Raw genomic sequence first — 19,241 nt, 5'->3', positions numbered from 1 at the left:
GACTTACTATCTTTTCCTATTATTTTCTAGAATGGTATAGTGCTAGACAATCAGCAGAGTCGTTAACAACTAACGAGGCTAAACAATATGAGACCTCCACACCTTCTAAAGAAAATGAAACGCAAAACATCAATCAAACAGAGACAGAGACAAAGATTGACACTTCATTACAAGAAAAACCTGTACAAATTCCTGCTTCAAAGGTAAACCATCAGTTAGGAGATAAAGTAGCATATTTAATTATCCCTAAAATACAAAAGAAATACTCTATATATTGGGGAGCTGATGATAAAGTATTAAAAAAGGGTGTAGGTATGTTTGTTAGTGACTTAACTACTACACCATCCGGAAATGGTCATACAGTTTTAAGTGGACATAGAGATACTGTTTTTACCGAGCTTGGTCAATTAAAGGAAAATGACCAACTTATCGTGGAATATGAAAATAAAACATATACATATGAAATTAACAAGCATTGGATAACAGATTCAGAAGATCGAACAGTTATTGTAGAAAAAAGTGAGCCAACATTAACATTAACAACTTGTTATCCTTTTGACTATATAGGAGACGCTCCAGATCGGTACATAATTGAAGCATCTCTACTTTCCATTCATTGAGGATGGAAAGTCCAATACACATTAATTTTAATAATATGTATTGGACTCCCATTCAAGTATCATTTTTCTCAATGAATAATTGGTATATTTTAGGGTGTTTTTTACTATTTTTATGTTAAGATATTTTGGTTGATATTCATCTTATTTTAGGAGGTTGGAAAATCTGTTACATGCTTTTCATATGGATTTTAGTTTCTATACCGAAAGTATAAAAGTTTTAGGGTTATTAGGGAATTCTACTCGCTTATCAATTGTTTGTAAATTGATTACATATGGATCGTTGTCAGTTTCTGATTTAAGTAAGCAAACAAGAATTACAGAGGATTTGATTGTACAACATTTGCGTAAATTAGCCTTTGGAAATATTGTAATTAGTGAACGTATAGGGAAAAGGCTTTATTTTAAAATAAAAGATAATAAAACAATTGAGATTATTAAGGTATTAGGATTACTAAGTTAATTTTCATTACTTTCAATATAAATGATTTTGCTATAACTCAATTGTGCAAAATCACATTTAGCCTGCCTACGGAAATAGGGAGGTTTTTAATATACAAAAAGGCGCCCATATAAGGGTGCCTTTTCCAATAGTTTTTTAGCAGAAGCAACTGCATCCGATAATGATTAATAAAATAAACAATACAACTAATAAAGCGAATCCTCCAGCGAAACCGCAGCCTTCGCCGCAACTACCACCATATCCCATAACAATAGTGCCTCCTTTAGATTAGAGGGTAAAACTAGGGTTCATTCCATGGATTTTAATGGGTTCACTTTACCTTATGTTTTTAAGAATTAATTGAGCAGGTCCTTTTGAAAATAGAAAAAAGACGCCATAAGGCGCCTTCCTTTTAGGTAGATAAGACTTTAGTTTTCCAATCTAAAGAAATTTTGTATCAGCTCTTTGAGAGTATATCATGATATTCGCTTGATTTATTATGCATTATTACATATCATTGTAAATCCCTCTATTTTCCATTTGATAAAATGCAATCCCAATATTGTTAATAATTAAATAAATATTTCTATAAATTGAAAATATTTACAAAAGATATAAAAGTGATACATTTAAGGTGCAAGTTATAAAAAATATTTAAGGGGGATTTATTATGTTTAAGAAATTAGTAGTAGGAACATTAACAACTGGTATCGTATTAACTGGAGGGATTGGAGCAACATCAGCAAGTACAGAAGGTGTAGATAATACTAAAAATTCAGCACCAATTATCCAACGTACCCAAATACTTAAAGATGATTTCAGTCTGATAAATGGTGAAAGAGAAGTATCGTTCGAGCATGTAAAAAAAGCAGATATGAGAGTTCATATGACAAACAATACTAAAGGTACACTTGATTGGTCTTTAAAAGACTCAAAAGGTAATGTTATTGGTTCTGGATCGTTAGCAGCAGGAAAGGGTTTTACAAATACGTACAATACTCTTCCAAAAGGTAAATATAAGCTTAAAGTTACTCACAGAAATGGTGGTTCTGGATCATTCTATGCAGCTGCTCGTACTTTAGACTAGTATATATAGAATCATCTTAAGTATATTAAAGAAGAACAATCAGGGAGTTTGAGGATTAAGGAGTTTTTTTATAATATCATCGTGCTAATGCAAAATCAAAAAAGGCCTACCTAGGAAAATAGGTGGGCTTTTTAATGCAGAAAAAAAGACACCCAAAGGTGTCTTCTGACTTGAATTAATATTTCAAACCGGACGGTTCGGTCTGAAATAGAGTTAAGATATTAACAAATTAATTTTCTTAATATTCACCTGTAGCATATTCTTTCTTATTCTTTTAGTTAAAAATAATAAATAGCAATCACTGCTAGCGAATTATTAATCATGTGCATTATAATTCCCACATATAAACGCCCGGTTAACTTATAAGTACAACCTAAACCAATTCCCAAAAGGAAATATGGAATTGTTTCTAAAGAAAGAAGACTAACATGCATACCTGCAAAAATAGCTGAAGAAACAAGTACACCTAACCAGGAATTTTTAAAAATTCCATGCTGTATAACACCACGATAGACAATTTCTTCACCAATGGGTGCTACTAGAGCAATAGAAAATGCGAAGACTAAAATGGGTAACGTTACTTGGCTTTCTAATTCAACTTGATTAGATGACTGAAAACTTATAAAGTCTGCTAGTAACAGCGGTAGGGATTTACATACTACAGTTAGTACTAGACCTAAAAGTAAGCTTTTTGGCAAACTCATCGTAAAATTATTTTGATTTGTAAAAGGCTCTTTAGATCTACGATAATAAAAATAAATTATTAGAACAACTAACAAATCAATTGCGTCAAACGAAATGCTCATCCCGCCAAACTGTTCATCACTAATGAAATAAACTAGTGCGATAAGTTGCTTTAAAATCATATAAAACACAAAAATCCCTAACGATATTGCCGACATTTTATTGAATCGACATTGTTTTTTTAATATACCAAACACAAAAAATCCTCCTTGAAATAATTTTAATTCGTAGAACATGATAACAAAGTCTAACTTCTTTTGCACTACTTATATAATAAAAATACAATTTAAATATATCTAAATTATATAATATCAACTTAGAAATATTTAAATAAATGGTAATAGGGGTTATCATTTACTACACCTACGGAAATAGGCGTGCTTTCTATTCATAAAGAAAAGACACCCTAAGGAGCCTTCCTCCGACTTGAATCATCTTAATTTAAATAATATGGGGCCCGCTAACATATTAAAAAGTACACATTTACGAATCATGTCTGGACCAACTCTATCAATTTGCTATACTTATATTTGGAAGTTTTATACATATAGGTGAAGGAAGGAAATTAGTTGAGGCAAGTACGTGTTGATCCAGATAAAATGGAAGAGAATTTTTCACAGACAGAAAATATGAGCCGAATGATTATGTATGGGGAACTGTTTCTACAGTTGTAGGTGGCACTCCTAAAGTTATTGGTCGAGTATTTGGTAAATATGGAGAGTTAGAGCAAAAAGCGAAGGATTTAGGGAAAGTATCAAAGGTAACTGAAGAGATTGGATGGAGTATGCCAAGAGGTGGCGGCGTCATTGATGGGCGTAAGTATACTGAACATGCGCTTGAAAGGATGGCACCTGATACAATTCAGGTTCGAGCAGAACTTACAAAGCGTGCACGCGAAAGAGCTGAAAGGAATGGTTACACGTTCGGATCAAAAGAATACATGGAGGAATTAAAAAAAGTTGATCCACGTGGTGTAACACCAAGTGTAGTAGAAGAAACAATTAAGCATGCTACTAAAAAACCTGGAAATAAACCTGGTCTATGGCAATACGATGGGAAAGATGTTAGAGTCGTATTGAATGATAATGGCGATGTTGTTTCCGTTGTACCTAATAAATCGTGAATATTATAAATAAAGTGGATTGAGCCCATTCACGTAAGGAGTTGTTAAATTGAATATACAATATGATGAATATGAATTATTAGAAATATTCGAGAGTGAACCAGAAGATTATTTTATTCCAGGTGCAGGTGCATATAGGTATAATAAAATAGATAAATTAGGTTTTGAATTAGTAATGATTATGTGTTATTACGAGGAAACTGTTGAATTAAATTTGTATTATAAAAATAAATGCATCTTTGAAACCAAGATGCATTCGGCGAAACGAATCTATACCCGTAATGACTCATTATATGTCCAAGGTGGCGTAGAAAACAAAACAATCGAAGTAAAATTCAAGCCACATTTTACAGTTACAATAAATGAGTTTTAAAAACTTGAAATCAATGTTCGTAAATATTCTGAACATGCTTTAGAAAGAATGGCTCCGGATACAATACAAGTTCGAGCTGAATTAGAGGCACATGCCAAAAGTAGAGGGCTTGTACGTAGTACACAGAAATTTAAAGAATTTGTTAATCCTAGAGGTATCACACCTTCTGTAGTAGATTTTCTGTGCCTTTCCATCGGAAAATCAAGACTGATATAAAAAATGAGTAGAAAAAACAAGGCTCTTACTTCGTGGATACCACTACAAAGTAAGAGCCTTGTTTCATTATATTTGTTCATACAGTTTTCCTTGTAGTCTTCTGTTTTCATCCTTCAATCGCTTATTCTTTATCAATTTTTCGAACAGGTTGCTCCCAAAAGTTTTTTATACAAAATAACATCAAAAAATACGTCTTGAACAAGTATGAAAAAAGAAAGCTGAAGGGCAAGTAATCCTTTTGGAATCTTTTTAAGAGAAATGGTACAAAACAGGTATGGTAATTAGAATTCTGGTGCGAAAACTTCAAAATATTTGCAAGCAATCTTCAAAACTTGGACATACTAATATTATTATTCTAAAAAAATGTAGATTTCTTCTCTTGTTACATGCATATTAATCCTAGAAATCATCTTTCTTCCTTCGCTTTATATTTTGATTATACGAAGCAAAGCTCTCGTTTTTCTTACTTGATACTTACAAATTCCTTAAGTAGAGGATATTTAAAAATTTTAGCTGTATGAATATGTAGAGGTACTCCTATGTTAAGAGATAGCTTAAGGAATGAGGATTATATTGTTTTTATAAAGAGTTGATGTTATGTTTGTTTTGTAACATATGGTGTTTTATGCATGTAGGAGGATTTATTGAAGAAATTATTAATATTGTTTTTATTAGCTACATTTTGTCTACAGATTACAGGATGTTCTAATAATATGGGTACACTAAGGGAGAAGTCTAAAACTTTAACAACTGTGAAGTCTAAACGCATCAATAAAGGGTGGTACAAACATATGTAATAGTTTGTATCACCCTTTATTGATGTTAAAAGTCATAAGAAAAAGGTTATAGATATTTTTCATAAAGAAAAGACACCCATATAAGAGTGTCCTTTCTAATAGTTTTTTAGCAGAAGCAACTGCATCCGATAATGATTAATAGTATAAAGAGTACAACAAGCAAAGCAAATCCTCCAGCAAAACCACAGCCTTCTCCGCAACTGCCACCATAGCACATAATAGTTCTTCCTTTAGGTAAGAGGATTAAAACTAAGGTTCATTCATGTATTTTAACGGGTTCACTTTACTTTATGTTTTTAAGAATGAATGGAGTAGGTTCTTTTGAAAATAAAGAAAAGCCCCCCTAAAGTGCCTTCCTTCGACTTGAACCATCTAATTTTAATAATATATTGGACTCCCATCCGAATACTATTTTACTATGTTAATTTTTTTGTTCATTGAGGGGTACCGCCACATTGCTATCAAGCTAAGGCTAAGAAAGGTCAGTTTCAGAAGGGATTTTTTCTTATTCTAAAAACCAGTGCAAATAATTGGGGATTCTGCATATCAAATAAATCCTAACGGGTTTCATTTTTAAAATTAAGCGGCTTAATTATCAGACATGGTCCAATTGTAAACGACACCTAATATATTAAAGACTGTTTTCTCCCTGTATCGATGGGGATTTTCGTCCGTTTCGCTGTAAGAGTTTCAGCAGGCGAAGAAGAATATTTGAAAATCTAATATTTTTTAGAATCGTAACCTTTATAGGTGGAGTTGTATTAGTAAATTCATGATAGCTATAATAAAAATTTTTAAACAATACCAATTAATTTTGTATTTTAAAATTAATACTTGCAAATCCAATACGCCTCGTATACAATCTGTATACGAAATGTATACGAATTGTATACAAAATGTAACGAGAGGTGAAAATGATGGCAGAAACATATCGTAAAGCTAAGGTATTAAAATTTCTAGACAAATTACGTGAAATGAAAGAGATGAATATAAAATATTCACAAATGTATTTGATAAACTTAAAAGAATTAATTCCTCATATGGAGAATGATATGTTTTTTCTGGAAAATGTAGAAGAAATAGAAGATATTTTAGAAAATCTACAGTTTAAGAAAGAGGAAGAAAATATTGTTTTATCAAGAGAGCAACTCATGTTTTTTAAGGAAGCAACTAATGCTATAACAACAATTAAAGATATCAATATTATTTTAGAAGAAGCTGGAGAGTTTTTTGACTTAGATATTCCTGAAAGAAAAGTGAAATCTGGAATGGTAAATTACAAAATTCAATCCATTGATCCAATGGATATGACTGGTATTAAAAAGCAATATTATATTATGTTAGGGGAAATTGGTGTATCATACCCTGATGGAACAGGCGATGAAGAATTTGTAGCGGCTGCAAATAAAGTATTTCTGGAGTATGTTACACATAATGATATTACAAAAGTAGATGATGGTTTTATTGTTTCGCTACCGGTATTTGCTTCTCATCAAGTGATAAAAGATTTAACGAATGCAGATTTAACAGTTCTTGCAATGATTCCTATAAAAGAAAAAGAATAAGAAGTCATAGAAAATAAGTAAATGGCTGAATTGAAAAATCAAGTATTAGAGAGTTTAGAGGAAATATGTGAAACCGATATAATAAAAGAAAATCCATAAAAAGCTTTGAATTTCTTGAGCAAATAGTTATAATTCATCAAATACAGAAATAGACATACAAAAATACCATCCTTTCCTATGATTCTACAGAAAGAATAGCGTATTTTTTATTTTAGGGGGGATTTTTGAAGAAGGAATTAATACAATATGTAAAAATACTCTGCTATCTAGTGAACAGTTTTATACTTTCCGAATAATAGTCAAATAAATGGATGATACTATACTTATATAATCATTATCAGGAGAATCTGCAGATTTGTAGATTCTTTTTTATTTTATCGAAAGTAAACTTTTAGCCAGCAGTTTATTTTCCTACTATTGATTTTTTATACGTATTTGGTGAAAAATCAAGGAGCTGCAAAAAAATACTATACCGAAAGTTCGGTATAGTAACGTGCATATCAAAGATTCCACGTTGGTATATCTCCAAAAGAGTCATAAAAATCTATGTTTTTTTAATTCAGTTGCAAACTACAAAACTTCTTTTTAAAGAAATGTATGTACATACAAATTATATTTTATTCCATAACTCTCTAACTTTTGTTCATGGTAGTCTGATATTGAAAAAATATAATATTTGGTACGACATCACTTTGTTTTTTTATAAAGTTTTGTAATTAAACTATAATATTGTATTTTTTTTTGTATTATTGAAATTAGTAATAATAAAATGTATTATTGAAAAGCACAATTTATAATTCAAGTAATCAGGACTATGCGCCCATTATAATTTGAACATTCAGAAATTATAATATTGTCTAAAAATGAGGTGAGATTCATAGAAACAGTACATATTAAATGGTATGGAATGTATAGTATAAATGATTTTTATAATAGGGAAGAAGCTTCTAAGAAGGGGATATTTGCAATCTCTAGAGTATGTGCTAAGAGTGTAACATTGCTATATATAGGACAAACCAAAAGAAGCTTTATACAAAAGATAAGGGAACTTAATAAGGAGTGGCCTTTCGATGAGAGCGAATTAAAGATTACATTAGGAATAATAGAATTCCCTAGTGGTGAAATTTACTCTGAAAAGAAGGTAAAAGAGATAAAATCCCTTTTGATTTTACGACATACCCCATTAGAAAACGAAACATCTTTATTATACTATAGAGGGAAATTTAATTTAAAAATTATAAATAAGGGAAGAAGAGGTTTAATTGTTAAAAAGCTTTCTACAGGAGATCTAATATGGACATAATTGGAATCACCTTTGAATAAAATTGAAGGTTTCTTAAGTGCAGAAGCTTATCAATTTTTAATGTATTAAACTATTTTGAATAACATATGTCAGATACTTGAAAAAACACAAATTTTATTATGATATGAAATCCTGTATGGAAAGTGTAGTTTATTTCTATTGTTTAATAAAAATATTAAGAATTTTAGGGATAATACATAAAGAGTAGAGGAGAAAGTAAACACGGAGGTTTGAAGAATGGGACAAGTAAGCAGATTTCAAGAAAAACAACAGAATCGTCGTCAAAAGGCAATTTTTAATATTGCATTTACTTTGGTATTAGTGACAGTTGGTATAGTGACATACCAATTGTTTACCCCTTCTAATACATCAACGAAAGCAATTGCTCAAGAAAAGAAAGTAACAAAGATAGAAGAAAAGAAAACTGAAGATAAAGAAACAGCAAAGATAGAAGAGAAGAAAACTGAAGATAAAGAAACAGCAAAGATAGAAGAGAAGAAAAATGAAGATAAAGAGGCAGCAAAGATAGAAGAAAAGAAAAATGAAGATAAAGAGGCAGCACAGCTAGAAGAGAAATCAAAAACAGAAAAATCGGTAAAAACGAACGGAACTGAAAATAATGAGGAAGAAAAAACGGCATCTCAAGAAAAGGGTTCTCAAACTAATCCTTCTTGGAAGCCAATTGGTACCGAGCAAGGAGCAAAACCTGAAATGAAATTTAAAGAAGGAACAGTAGATTGGAGTGAGATGAAAAAAGCAATTTCTTATGCTGTTGATGTTCCAGAGAGCCAATTGATTTTCGATTTTATTGGGAATAATGGTAATAATAAAGCCTACGGTAATGTACGAGATAAGCAAAATAATAAAAAATATAAGGTTAATATTGATTGGGTAGAAAATCAGGGGTGGAAACCAGTATCTGTACAAGTGGTAAGATAAATAATAGAAATGTAATGATGTAAATCAGCTGTCCATATGGACAGCTGATTATTTTTTTTGCTTAGCGTATTTTTTTGAAAATGCTGGTGGTACCTCGTTGAGAAACAGGAATTAAATCTATATTTTGTTTTATTTACCTCACTACTTTATCCATAACTTCTTTATATTTATAATAGTAATTAGTTTCAAATAAATAGTTGTACGGAAGAAAATGTTCCTTGTAAGTAGTAAGCATCCTTTGCAATTTTAATTTATAATTATTTATAAAAAAGAAAAGACACCCTAAGGTGCCTTCCTTCGACTTGAACCATCTTAATTTTAATAATATATTGGACTCCCATCCAAATATTATTTTACCATGTTAAATTGTTTTATTCATTGAGAAATATAGTTTCATTTTATATTTAAAAGAATTCTATAGGCTAGAACCACCTATTAATTAGGGGGAACTGACATGTTAAGCTAATATTATAGTACTTCTAGAACGGAAATTTTTTTTAATATGTATACGAGCCACATATTAAAAAAAAGACACTCTCAAGAGTGCCTCTCCTTAGCAGCCGAATCCGCCGCCCCAACAGCTAGCGCCAACGATGATTAATAAGATGAAGAGCACAACAAGTAAGGCAAATCCGCCGCCGAAACCACAGCCTCCACCACAACTACCGCCATAGCCCATATTAACTCCTCCTTCCATAAAGACCATTTATTAATGGATTTAATTTACTTTATGTTTTTAAGGATGAATGGAGCAGGTCCTTAAAAAAATAAAAGGATTTTAGAAGTTAAAAAGAGTTGACGACCTTATTTTTGTCACCGGCATTTCGTCTTCTACATATTGTATTTTATTCTGTGTATTGGGGGAAGGAGGATCTTATGGCTAATTCTGAGATGATTTTACGTTTACTTACGGATTTAAAGATTGAACAACAATTGTTGAAAGAACAGTTAGAGAAAATGCAAACAGCTGTGACCATTCTTGAAGAAAAATCAGTGACGCTTAAAGAAAAACCAGCGACGCTTAAAGAAAAAACAATGACTCCTGAAGAAAAACCATCTGTTACAAAGCAAAGAGCTTTTTCTGGACGTCCAACATCTTTTCGTGATTGGAGAGCATCTGCTCAAAAAAATTCATAAAACTATAAAAAAAGAAGACATCAATTAAGCTGTCTTCTTTTCTTATCCAATCCAAATGAGTTAAGAAGGTATATCCATATTGCTTTAAAAATAAGAAGAAAATAACGATTGTCGACTCCTATTTTAGTATAGCGTATAATAATCTATATATTTATGTAATTTTACATAAATATATAGATTATATAATGTTAAGCGTATATATTTTAGTTGTCTGTTATTTGTTTTAATTCATTTATTCTTATTATTTTTTAAGAGCCCCAATAATGGGGACTTTTTATAATTGTGTTAAAGTAGAAACCCCACAAGCATAAGGAGGGGTTACATAACTAGGAAAATAGTTATTTGTGTTTAATGAGAGGAAGTTCAGGGTATTGTTTCTGAATTTCTTCTAAATGATTTTCGCTTTTGCCTTTTAAAGTTTGATCGAAAAAGTTAGTTACTAGTTTATTAATCAGTTTATAGTTTGTGGCTACATCTTCGCCAGGTTCATTAATAATAGGTGAAAATGCTGCTAAATCTGTAAAACTAGTATGGTTTGTTTTTGGAATTACCACTGTGTACACGCCCGGTTTTTCAATAGTTTTATTTCTTGAATAGACTATTTCCAATAATTCATTTTGGATTCCGGTTGTCTTTGGATTCTCAGCCTCTTTCATAAAACGAATCGTAGCTTCAGCATTCATCAACATGAATGGTTTTTGAGGACCGTCTTTAGGTAGTGGATCGCCATATAATCCGCCATCCATATCAATTGCAGCTTTAATACGCGTATCCTTCACTAACATTTGTGCGGCAGTTGCTCCACCAAAAGAGTGACCGAACATTCCAATTTTGTCATAGTCAATTAAGTCTGCAATATTTTTAAAACTTTTATCGAAATTGCCTTCTATTACTTCATTTAAAACAAAAGTAGTATCCTGTTCCCATTTTTGAACTATGGTATTTAAGGCGGTAGGTGTATATTCAATTGGTATAGAGTCTACACGGTTTCCATTAGGGAAAATCGTTGTTGCTGCATATCCTGTGAAATTAAGAGCGATTACTACATAGCCTTGACTAGCTAATTCCTCTAACTGGAATGTATTTTGTTGACCATATAATCCCATCCCATGGCCGAATAAAAGGAGGGGGAATTTTTCTTTATCTTGAAGTGGCTTAGCATTCTGATAAGAATGTGTTTTTGTCAGCCCTAAATGTGTCGTTACGATATATGGAGCACCGTTTGTTACTGCCAATTGTTCAGCCAGCTCGTTTATGTTCTCAAAATAGGCAGAAGGCTTCCCTGATCCTTTTGTGGCAGGATAGTATACTTGTATCATTAACTCACGATTTCCCTGACTATTTGGTACAGTTGTTTCTTTTCGATTTGTATCAATTAAATGAAAAGCTTTCGTTCCTACTGTATATTTTCCAGTAGGCTCCGGGAGTGTTATGATCGGAAAAAGTAAAGGTAATGTAAACATTGCGATAGCAGTTACGATAATTCCTAAACCTTTTAAAACTTTCATCACTAACTTTTTAGAAACGGCTGTAGTTTTTGGTTTCAAAAAAACTTGTAATGTTAAAACGAACAATAAGAAATAGGCGGGAATCATACGCCAGTTTGCACCAATTACAATGATGGTGGCAAATAATAATGCATAATTTATTAGTAAAAGGACTCCATTTTTTTTCGTCAAACCCCTTTTGATAAAGATGGGAATGATACTAGATAAAAGTAATACAGCAACAAAAATGATTTCTAACATTTTTAGCTCCTTTCCTAATCAATATAGATATAGATTGATAATTTACAACCTTCCCAATTATATAACTATAATTGATGATTGTATGCATGTAAGTAAGTTTAGAATGTTTTTATATAACATTTAAAAAAGTACTCGTACGAGTACTTTTTCTTAAATGAATTATTATTTATTTTTAAACCGTTCCCCATAAATGATAAACCATACCGATAACAAAAAATGCTAGTCCTACAAACAAAACGATTAAAGCAAGCATCCCGTTTTTATTATGCTCCATAAAGTCAGCTCCTTTTTAAGTTGTATACAAAAAGCCTTTAGTCATAATTATGGCTAAAGGCTCCACTTCTCATACTCTTTCGTTTACAAAGAAAAGACACCCATATAAGAGTGTCTTTTCCAATAGTTTGTTAGCAGAAGCAAGAAGCTCCAACGATGATTAATAAAATGAATAACACAACTAATAATGCAAATCCTCCAGCAAAACCGCAGCCTCCGCCGCAACTACCACCAAATCCCATAATAGTTCCTCCTTTAATAAGAGGGGAAAACAAGGGGTCACTCGTGTTTTTTAACGGATTCCATTTACTTTATGTTTGACGCATGAATGTGAGCAGGTCCTTTTGTATTTCATTAATATTCATCAGCATTAAATTCTTTAATGAGTGAAATATCGTTTGTATCAGGGTTAAACTTAAATATTTTAATTTGACCAAAGTCATCTTTATGTGCAAATGTATTTTCACCGATTTGGGTCATATTGCTAATATTTGGGGCAGAACTGCTGCCATGATCATTGATTTCTACCACTCTTTCACGATCCCAAAATGCAATGACAATGATCAAGATAATAAGGCATATACGTATGTTACGTAGTTCTCTTGCTAGAGGATGCTCCATATGATAGTCTCCTTCTTCAGTTAATAGATTTTGTGTATAAAAGAGATATTTTCCATGAGAATATAAATAAAAAAGACACTGTAAAAAGTGTCTTTTTTATCTAATTTATGCGCATTGCTTAATAAGACGCTAGTTCCTCAGTATGAATATGAGTAACTATGTAGGGTAGTTCTATTATAACATTTTAACCATTAATGGGTCTATATGGAATTTTATCAATATTTATGTTTGATTATTCAGAGTGATACATGTGGTGAAATATGTAAGTTACCTACAGTAATTGTAAAATATAATGATGTATATAACTAGTCTTGTAATGAACTTTTACTATATTTAAGATTGAAATAGGAATGAAAAAAGCACAAAGAAGGAGCTGTAGCATATGGGCGCTTGGGGAACTGGATTATTTGATGATGATACGACTTGTGATGTGAAAGAGCAGTTTATTGAATATATAGAAGAAGGTAATAATGTAGAAGAAGCAACTAAGCTCATTTTAGAAGAGTATGTAGATGAGTTTGATATAGAGGAAGATTTAGAAGTCATGTCTTTAGTATACATTGGTCTTGCGGCAATACAATTGGAGAAAGGTTGTCTTCAAGAAGAAGTTCGCAACAATGCGATTGCATTAATTGAGCGAGGGGCTGACCTTGAGCTTTGGGAAGAAGCTGATGCGGAAGATTATGAAGAGAGAAAGAAAGTTTTAGATAAATTCAAGCAACAGCTGATTAACGGTTAGTATTTTTCAACATGAAAAGGAGACATCTTAATGGATGTCTTCTTTTTTCATTGTGAATAAAGTCCGGAGCTATATTTCCCTTTACACGAACATAAAGGTATAATATAGTTTAGTTAAGTTAACTAAACTATATAAAAGCGTGACTGGAGGAAGAACGCTATGACGAGATCATATAAAGAAGTAATTAATGAAATGAATCGAGCCTACACGGAACTCTACATTTTACTATTTCAAGATTTAAAGGATGAGTTTGGTCTTACTGGACAGCAAGAGAGCATGTTATTTCATATTCATTTAAATGAAAACACGACAGCAAATAACATTGCGAATACGTTTAATATAACGAAAAGTGCGGTGAGCCAAGTTTTATCGAAATTGGAAAAGCAACAGATGATTTCAAAACAAGTGAATCCGAATAATAAAAGGGAGTATTTCCTTACACTTGGTCCAAACGGTAGTAAGTATATGGAGCAATTGTCGAAGTTAGATGATGTATTAATTGAGAAGTATTTCTCGAAAATTGATATTGAAGCGTTGCAGCAAATGACAGAGACGTTAACGAAAATAAATAAAGTGATATTGGAAGAAAAGCAGAAGGATCTTGATTGTAATGAGTAAGAACTTAGATGAAGCAATTAGTAGAAAGGAGGAGAAGCATGTGATGAGTTACATACCAAATATGATTACGATAGCAAATTTTGTGTGTGGGCTTTTGGCTATTCATGCTGTTTTCGTTGACGATATGTACGGTGCAGTTATGTTCATTATTACAGGTATGGTCCTTGATTTGTTTGATGGCATGATCGCTCGGAAACTTGATTCTGTTTCAGAAATTGGTGGAGAGCTGGACTCATTTGCGGATTTAGTTACTTTTGGTGTGGCACCATCTATTCTTGCATATAATGCTTCGTTAAAAGATTTGCAGTCTATCGGGATGATATGCGCGCTCGCTTACAGTATTTGCGGAATGCTTCGGCTTGCGAGATTTAACACACAGCAAAGCAAACTCCCAACATTCATCGGAATGCCCATTCCATTCGCGGCGATGTGTCTCCTCATTTTATGTCGCCTAAATAATCCAGTTTCCGTGGCATTTGGTACAAGCGTACTCGCGTATTTAATGGTGAGCAAAATCAAATTTCCTCATTTTAAAAAAGATATAGCTGAAAGCTTGGATTGATAATACGGAATTACAATGAGAAAGATAAAGGAGAATAACATGATTCGTATGGCATTAAGATCATTCAACATACAAATGTATTGTTTGCTAGGCGTAATGTTATTGGGATGGCTCGTGACACCTTTTTCAGCCCAGTTTGTCGGGATAAGCATTGGCCTTTTGGTGAGTATGTACTGCGCCTGGATTTTAGGAAGGCGTATTGAAAAGTTCGGAGATAGCATTGTAAAAAAAGAAAAAGCACCGATGCTCGGAATGATAAATCGGTTCGCAGCCGCAATACTCGGCGCGATTATTATGTATGAAATTGAACATCATGAATTCATGTGGACATTTGCAGCTGGAATTATGGGTGGGTATTTCTTGATTATTATTAATTTGGGGTATTACAGTATGAGGGATGAGAAGGGATAGATGGGTAAACTCTCAAGTATAGAATGATATACTTAAGAGTTTACTCATTTTAAATTTATCTATTACTTGTTGTAACATATCCATTAGAAAAATCCCCATTGCTGTACTGTTTAGCTTTTTCAGTACGTCTAACAATATAACATATATATTCATTATTTTTGGAAATCTTAATCTATTAAATGTCCCTTTTTCGGAGGTCACTTCATTTCGCTAGAAGGCTTTTTTATTTTTCCCGAGAATGAACAGTAATATATAATCTAATTTTCGTGAATGTAATGGGGAGGCAGTAAAATTTGAACAGAAAAATTTGGTTTGTATTCACTTTTTTTGCTCTTTTAGTATCTGGTTATATTGTTGTCCAATATTCTATTATGGATGGATTTCAAACAGGGCTTGTAAAAGCGAAGCTTATGTTTGGATCTAAATTAAGTGATTTCTGGTATAGTATGTTATTTATACATATTACGACTAGTATAGTAGCATTAGTAATTGGTCCTTTCACATTATCCACTAAATTTAGAGATAGGAATATCAACCGTCATCGAATAGTTGGGAGAATCTACATGGTTGGTATATTATTAGGAGGCGTTTCTGGACTATACCTATCTTTTTATGCTACGGGAGGATTGGTAGCGAAGCTAGGCTTTGGTTTGTTATCCATACTTTGGCTAGCATCAGCATATCAAGCATTACATAGAGTTAAGAATAAAAAAATTAAAGAGCATCGGAACTGGATGATTAGAAATTATTCTTTAACCTTTGGAGCAGTTACATTAAGAATTTGGCTACCGTTGTTTATAGTTCTATTTGGAATAGAGCGGTTTGAATTTAGTTACGCTATTATTGCTTGGTTAGCATGGGTACCTAATTTAATTTTGGCAGAATTATTCATAAGAAAAAGACTTAATAAAGGAAAATACGAAGGAAATGAGGATTTACATTTTTGATGTGAATCTGCTGTTATATTGAGGACAGAATTCTTCAGTAATTCAATACTTTTATAGGTGTAAGCATGGCGTTACCTAACAACGAATAGCGGATTCCTAATAAGAGTAATAATAAAAACTAACATAAAATTTAAGAAAAATTTTATATTTACCCTACTTTTTATTTTAAAAGTTTTTCCTATCCTATAAACAAGTTACATCAAGGAGGAGACTGAAAATGAAGGAGTGGGGATTTTTTATTTTTAGTATATCCCTGATATCCGAAGACAAAGTAGAAGATTAAATATATGAACAAATTACCAGTTCTTAAATAATAGATGAAAATGTAAAGTTAGGGGATTCCACATGCATACAGGAGTTTTGATTAGTTATTTGTATACGTATTTTTTTACTATAATTTTTTGTATTTTGTTTCAAATTAGATTTTATTTTAAAGCGAAAAGAAACATATCTATTCGGCATTTTCTATGGGTATATATTTTTCTATTCTATCTTTCGCTAGTGTATAAGGTGACGCAAATCGCGACTGTATGGGATATAAGTAGATATGAAACGTGGATTCGTGTAAGTCAAATCAACTTGACTCTATTTGATACGGCAGGTAGTACGACGTATCTTTTAAATATTGTACTGTTTATGCCGTTCGGCTTTTTATTACCGACTATTTGGCCGCAGTTTAGAAAAATGAAAAACACCGTATGCGCGGGATTCCTTTTTTCATTGGCAATTGAGTTAAATCAATTATTAAATAATAGAATTACGGATATTGATGATTTATTTACGAATACCCTCGGAGCGATAGTTGGGTATGTATTATATAAAGTATTATATACAGCATTATTTAAATTGATATTGAAAAGAGAGGAAAAAAAGCTTGATACGAACTCTCCTTTAGTCATAAAATACGAGGCTGTTTTTTGTCTAGTATGTTCATTTGTAGGTGCGATGTTAATTTATCATCCAGCTTTATTTGGAAGACCTGTCATCCTTCAGTGAGGTGATTATGCCCTTGTGCGATTTCGTTTATAAAATGATTCTCGTTTTCCACGCTTAAACACGTTAAAATGTGAATGATCTATTGCTTTTTCTAACTTAATAGATACAGTTTATGTATGACATGATAGGCAGGTGTAAATGTGTTAAGTGTTCAATTATCTCAATACTTACTAAAAGAGTCTAAACCAGCTCTTCATGCAGATGAAAAACGAGTGTATATGTTAAAAGATGAAGGGTTATCACCGTATCCTATTTATTTAAATCACCCTATTATGATAGGAGTGGGAACAAATTGGGAGCGGCATACAGGATTTGAAGAAATCATTAAAGGATTTATAGATGCACATAACAAATTTCCTATGTATATGTTATTTGAAACTTATTTATGTAGAGACTTTATTGAAGGATTTTTAGAAGAGAATAAACTTCATTTTGAGCTAGTTTTTACTAATAAGAAAAAGGATACGAACTTTTTTAAAGTGTGCATTACCAATAGTGATGATATAACCACACTTATGAAGTATTTCTTCCAATCAGCACAAGATTCTCTCTATACGCTATTAAGCTATTCAGCAGACTGTAAGATTATCAGTAATCGTACTGGTGAGATTGAAATCAAAGCGGACAGTTTCTATCCAAGCTTTTCATTTATGTATGATGCGCAAGAATTATTTATTATTGGTGGAGAAGAAAAATGGTCTGATATCCATTATATAAAAAGATTTTTCCATCTTGAGCAGATTACAGATGAGCTAATTATTGATTTAAGAAAATGAGAGACGAGAGAGAATAAATGAAAAAACCCTCAAGTATAGAACGACATACTTGAGGGTTTTTATGTATGAAGAAGGGCCTTGTATCATATATTTTATTCGTCGTTGCATGTAAGTCATTCGGTTTATAAAAACAATGTGCTAAAGAGATCGGTAAAGAAGGCTTTTCTATTTTTCCCGAGAATGAAAAGAAATATATAATCTAATTTTCGTGTTTGATGTGAATTTGCTGTAATATTGAGGGCAGAATTCTTCAGTAATTGAATTTTTAAATAGCTGGATTTCGTTTGTAGATTCAAAAATCCGCTAATTTTATTGAATAAATAGAAAATAATTTCTTTTTTCGTTTATTTAATTTAATATCAATAAGGGCACCAAAAAAATAGATAGAGGTGCTAAAATGTACGGTATTATTAATTATGAAGTGTTTTTACTAACAGGAATTTTATTGAATTTAATTCCTGGTGCAGACACCATGTACATTGTGGGGAGAAGTATTTCACAAGGTAGAAAAGCAGGTGTGTATTCTGTTTTTGGTATTATTACTGGTTCTTTAGTTCATACGTTGTTGGTTGCTTTTGGTTTATCTATTATACTTACAAAATCCATTGTGCTATTTAACATCATTAAGGTTATAGGTGTTATCTATCTCGTCTATTTAGGGATTAAAATAATACTTGATAAGACGAATGTAGCTTTCCAGGCCTCGTCCAATAAATTGAACATTAGAAAAATATATATACAAGGGCTTTTAACAAGTCTTACGAATCCAAAAGTCTCTTTATTCTTTATTGCGTTTCTTCCGCAATTTATAGATACAAAGGCTTCAGGTCCTATGCCTTTTATCATTTTAGGACTTACTTTTACAGTAACCGGACTATTATGGTGTTTATTTGTTGCTTATTTTTCTTCATATGTTACAAAAAAATTAAGAGGAAACCAAAAGGTAGGAATGATTCTAAATAAGATAACAGGACTGATTTTTATTGGTATGGGGTTAAAGTTGCTTCAAACAAAAGCTCCTCAATAAACCTGAATAACATAAAAATGCCCCCTTTCAAGAGATGTAATCTTAGGTTTAGGCTAATTTCTACATACTAAAAAGTCCCTTTAACTTTGAAGGGACTTTTTGCTTGTTATTTTGAGTTATTTAAAAATTTATTGCAAGAAACAACCTATACTTTAATTGACGTTGTGCGAGTTTAGCTTG

25 protein-coding genes and 1 pseudogene are annotated in these 19,241 nt (G+C 31.9%); 19 read left to right on the top strand and 7 right to left on the bottom strand.

Annotation, left to right across the window (positions count from 1 at the left end; translation table 11 throughout):
• Nucleotides 1–620: class D sortase (locus D1166_RS27145; RefSeq protein WP_133300472.1), on the top strand; the 620-nt coding region annotated here is incomplete at its 5' end.
• A 181-nt stretch (nt 621–801) separates the two neighbouring features.
• Entirely contained in the window at nt 802–1,080 is a 279-nt protein-coding gene (locus D1166_RS27140; RefSeq protein ID WP_000347623.1) for an ArsR/SmtB family transcription factor, read from the top strand.
• A 135-nt stretch (nt 1,081–1,215) separates the two neighbouring features.
• Here the strand turns inward: D1166_RS27140 and D1166_RS27135 are convergent, their stop codons facing one another.
• The gene (locus D1166_RS27135) at nt 1,216–1,326 is read right to left on the bottom strand and encodes a YjcZ family sporulation protein (protein ID WP_000540371.1); all 111 of its coding nucleotides are present in this window, start codon (nt 1,324–1,326) and stop codon (nt 1,216–1,218) included.
• A 403-nt stretch (nt 1,327–1,729) separates the two neighbouring features.
• Between D1166_RS27135 and D1166_RS27130 the strand changes: the two genes are divergently transcribed.
• The gene (locus D1166_RS27130; protein ID WP_000473854.1) at nt 1,730–2,146 is read left to right on the top strand and encodes a hypothetical protein; all 417 of its coding nucleotides are present in this window, start codon (nt 1,730–1,732) and stop codon (nt 2,144–2,146) included.
• Between the two features lie 278 nt (nt 2,147–2,424).
• Here D1166_RS27130 and D1166_RS27125 read toward each other — a convergent pair whose 3' ends face one another.
• Nucleotides 2,425–3,087: a CPBP family intramembrane glutamic endopeptidase gene (locus tag D1166_RS27125; RefSeq protein WP_000467045.1), complete on the bottom strand. Its 663-nt coding sequence runs from the start codon at nt 3,085–3,087 to the stop codon at nt 2,425–2,427.
• Between the two features lie 401 nt (nt 3,088–3,488).
• Here D1166_RS27125 and D1166_RS32215 point away from each other — a divergent pair.
• From D1166_RS32215 to D1166_RS31410, 4 genes and pseudogenes are all read left to right on the top strand, one after another.
• Nucleotides 3,489–4,013 (top strand): annotated as a pseudogene (locus D1166_RS32215) (hypothetical protein); the annotation flags it as partial.
• A gap of 49 nt (nt 4,014–4,062) precedes the next feature.
• Entirely contained in the window at nt 4,063–4,386 is a 324-nt protein-coding gene (locus D1166_RS27115; protein ID WP_001025896.1) for a hypothetical protein, read from the top strand.
• Nucleotides 4,387–4,434: 48 nt separating this feature from the next.
• A complete protein-coding gene (locus tag D1166_RS31415) occupies nt 4,435–4,602 on the top strand; it encodes a hypothetical protein (RefSeq protein WP_165851679.1) in 168 nt (55 codons plus the stop codon).
• Nucleotides 4,603–5,246: 644 nt separating this feature from the next.
• Nucleotides 5,247–5,399 (top strand): hypothetical protein, encoded by a 153-nt coding sequence (locus D1166_RS31410; RefSeq protein WP_000734749.1) that lies wholly within the window; start codon nt 5,247–5,249, stop codon nt 5,397–5,399.
• Between the two features lie 106 nt (nt 5,400–5,505).
• Here the strand turns inward: D1166_RS31410 and D1166_RS27105 are convergent, their stop codons facing one another.
• Nucleotides 5,506–5,616 carry a YjcZ family sporulation protein gene (locus D1166_RS27105; RefSeq protein ID WP_074596601.1) on the bottom strand — a complete coding sequence of 37 codons (111 nt, stop codon included), beginning with the start codon at nt 5,614–5,616 and terminating at the stop codon, nt 5,506–5,508.
• 697 nt (nt 5,617–6,313) lie between these two features.
• Here D1166_RS27105 and D1166_RS27095 point away from each other — a divergent pair.
• From D1166_RS27095 to D1166_RS27085, 3 genes are all read left to right on the top strand, one after another.
• Nucleotides 6,314–6,964, top strand: coding sequence for a glycoside hydrolase family 18 protein (locus D1166_RS27095; protein ID WP_030023572.1), 651 nt, complete (start codon nt 6,314–6,316; stop codon nt 6,962–6,964).
• An 868-nt stretch (nt 6,965–7,832) separates the two neighbouring features.
• Nucleotides 7,833–8,267, top strand: coding sequence for a hypothetical protein (locus D1166_RS27090; RefSeq protein WP_002100802.1), 435 nt, complete (start codon nt 7,833–7,835; stop codon nt 8,265–8,267).
• 237 nt (nt 8,268–8,504) lie between these two features.
• A complete protein-coding gene (locus D1166_RS27085) occupies nt 8,505–9,206 on the top strand; it encodes a YrrS family protein (protein ID WP_061139723.1) in 702 nt (233 codons plus the stop codon).
• 553 nt (nt 9,207–9,759) lie between these two features.
• Here the strand turns inward: D1166_RS27085 and D1166_RS27080 are convergent.
• A complete protein-coding gene (locus D1166_RS27080; protein ID WP_000540377.1) occupies nt 9,760–9,885 on the bottom strand; it encodes a YjcZ family sporulation protein in 126 nt (41 codons plus the stop codon).
• A 197-nt stretch (nt 9,886–10,082) separates the two neighbouring features.
• Between D1166_RS27080 and D1166_RS27075 the strand changes: the two genes are divergently transcribed.
• Nucleotides 10,083–10,343, top strand: a complete 261-nt coding sequence (locus D1166_RS27075; RefSeq protein ID WP_000013693.1) for a hypothetical protein — start codon at nt 10,083–10,085, stop codon at nt 10,341–10,343.
• Nucleotides 10,344–10,681: 338 nt separating this feature from the next.
• On the opposite strand, the gene D1166_RS27070 is transcribed toward D1166_RS27075, so the two are convergent.
• The 3 genes from D1166_RS27070 to D1166_RS27060 all read right to left on the bottom strand — a co-directional run bounded on the left by D1166_RS27070 (nt 10,682) and on the right by D1166_RS27060 (nt 12,985).
• Nucleotides 10,682–12,091, bottom strand: coding sequence for an alpha/beta hydrolase family protein (locus D1166_RS27070; RefSeq protein WP_097856225.1), 1,410 nt, complete (start codon nt 12,089–12,091; stop codon nt 10,682–10,684).
• 404 nt (nt 12,092–12,495) lie between these two features.
• Nucleotides 12,496–12,606 (bottom strand): YjcZ family sporulation protein, encoded by a 111-nt coding sequence (locus tag D1166_RS27065; protein ID WP_000505681.1) that lies wholly within the window; start codon nt 12,604–12,606, stop codon nt 12,496–12,498.
• Nucleotides 12,607–12,718: 112 nt separating this feature from the next.
• Complete coding sequence (locus tag D1166_RS27060) at nt 12,719–12,985, bottom strand: YmzC family protein (protein ID WP_000400949.1); 267 nt, start codon at nt 12,983–12,985, stop codon at nt 12,719–12,721.
• 382 nt (nt 12,986–13,367) lie between these two features.
• On the opposite strand from D1166_RS27060, the gene D1166_RS27055 reads away from it, so the two are divergent.
• The 8 genes from D1166_RS27055 (at nt 13,368) to D1166_RS27020 (ending at nt 19,061) form a co-directional block, all read left to right on the top strand.
• Complete coding sequence (locus tag D1166_RS27055) at nt 13,368–13,724, top strand: DUF4259 domain-containing protein (protein WP_000501494.1); 357 nt, start codon at nt 13,368–13,370, stop codon at nt 13,722–13,724.
• A gap of 159 nt (nt 13,725–13,883) precedes the next feature.
• Nucleotides 13,884–14,342: a MarR family winged helix-turn-helix transcriptional regulator gene (locus D1166_RS27050; protein WP_000198626.1), complete on the top strand. Its 459-nt coding sequence runs from the start codon at nt 13,884–13,886 to the stop codon at nt 14,340–14,342.
• Nucleotides 14,335–14,904, top strand: coding sequence for a CDP-diacylglycerol--serine O-phosphatidyltransferase (pssA, locus tag D1166_RS27045; RefSeq protein ID WP_118043495.1), 570 nt, complete (start codon nt 14,335–14,337; stop codon nt 14,902–14,904). Before D1166_RS27050 ends, pssA begins: the two co-directional genes overlap by 8 nt.
• A 39-nt stretch (nt 14,905–14,943) precedes the next feature.
• The gene (locus D1166_RS27040) at nt 14,944–15,315 is read left to right on the top strand and encodes an ATP synthase subunit I (RefSeq protein ID WP_000620606.1); all 372 of its coding nucleotides are present in this window, start codon (nt 14,944–14,946) and stop codon (nt 15,313–15,315) included.
• Nucleotides 15,316–15,608: 293 nt separating this feature from the next.
• Complete coding sequence (locus tag D1166_RS27035; RefSeq protein ID WP_003312690.1) at nt 15,609–16,262, top strand: DUF2306 domain-containing protein; 654 nt, start codon at nt 15,609–15,611, stop codon at nt 16,260–16,262.
• 345 nt (nt 16,263–16,607) lie between these two features.
• Nucleotides 16,608–17,258 carry a VanZ family protein gene (locus D1166_RS27030; protein WP_097856224.1) on the top strand — a complete coding sequence of 217 codons (651 nt, stop codon included), beginning with the start codon at nt 16,608–16,610 and terminating at the stop codon, nt 17,256–17,258.
• A 140-nt stretch (nt 17,259–17,398) separates the two neighbouring features.
• Entirely contained in the window at nt 17,399–18,034 is a 636-nt protein-coding gene (locus D1166_RS27025) for a hypothetical protein (RefSeq protein ID WP_097856223.1), read from the top strand.
• A 397-nt stretch (nt 18,035–18,431) separates the two neighbouring features.
• Complete coding sequence (locus tag D1166_RS27020; protein WP_097856222.1) at nt 18,432–19,061, top strand: LysE family translocator; 630 nt, start codon at nt 18,432–18,434, stop codon at nt 19,059–19,061.
• Nucleotides 19,062–19,241 lie beyond the last annotated feature (180 nt).

Source organism: Bacillus sp. ISO11, assembly GCF_003458115.1.
In the GTDB taxonomy this organism is placed as follows: domain Bacteria; phylum Bacillota; class Bacilli; order Bacillales; family Bacillaceae_G; genus Bacillus_A; species Bacillus_A cereus.
The sequence above is the reverse complement of the archived record's forward strand: the minus strand, read 5'-3'. Positions and strand labels throughout refer to the sequence as shown.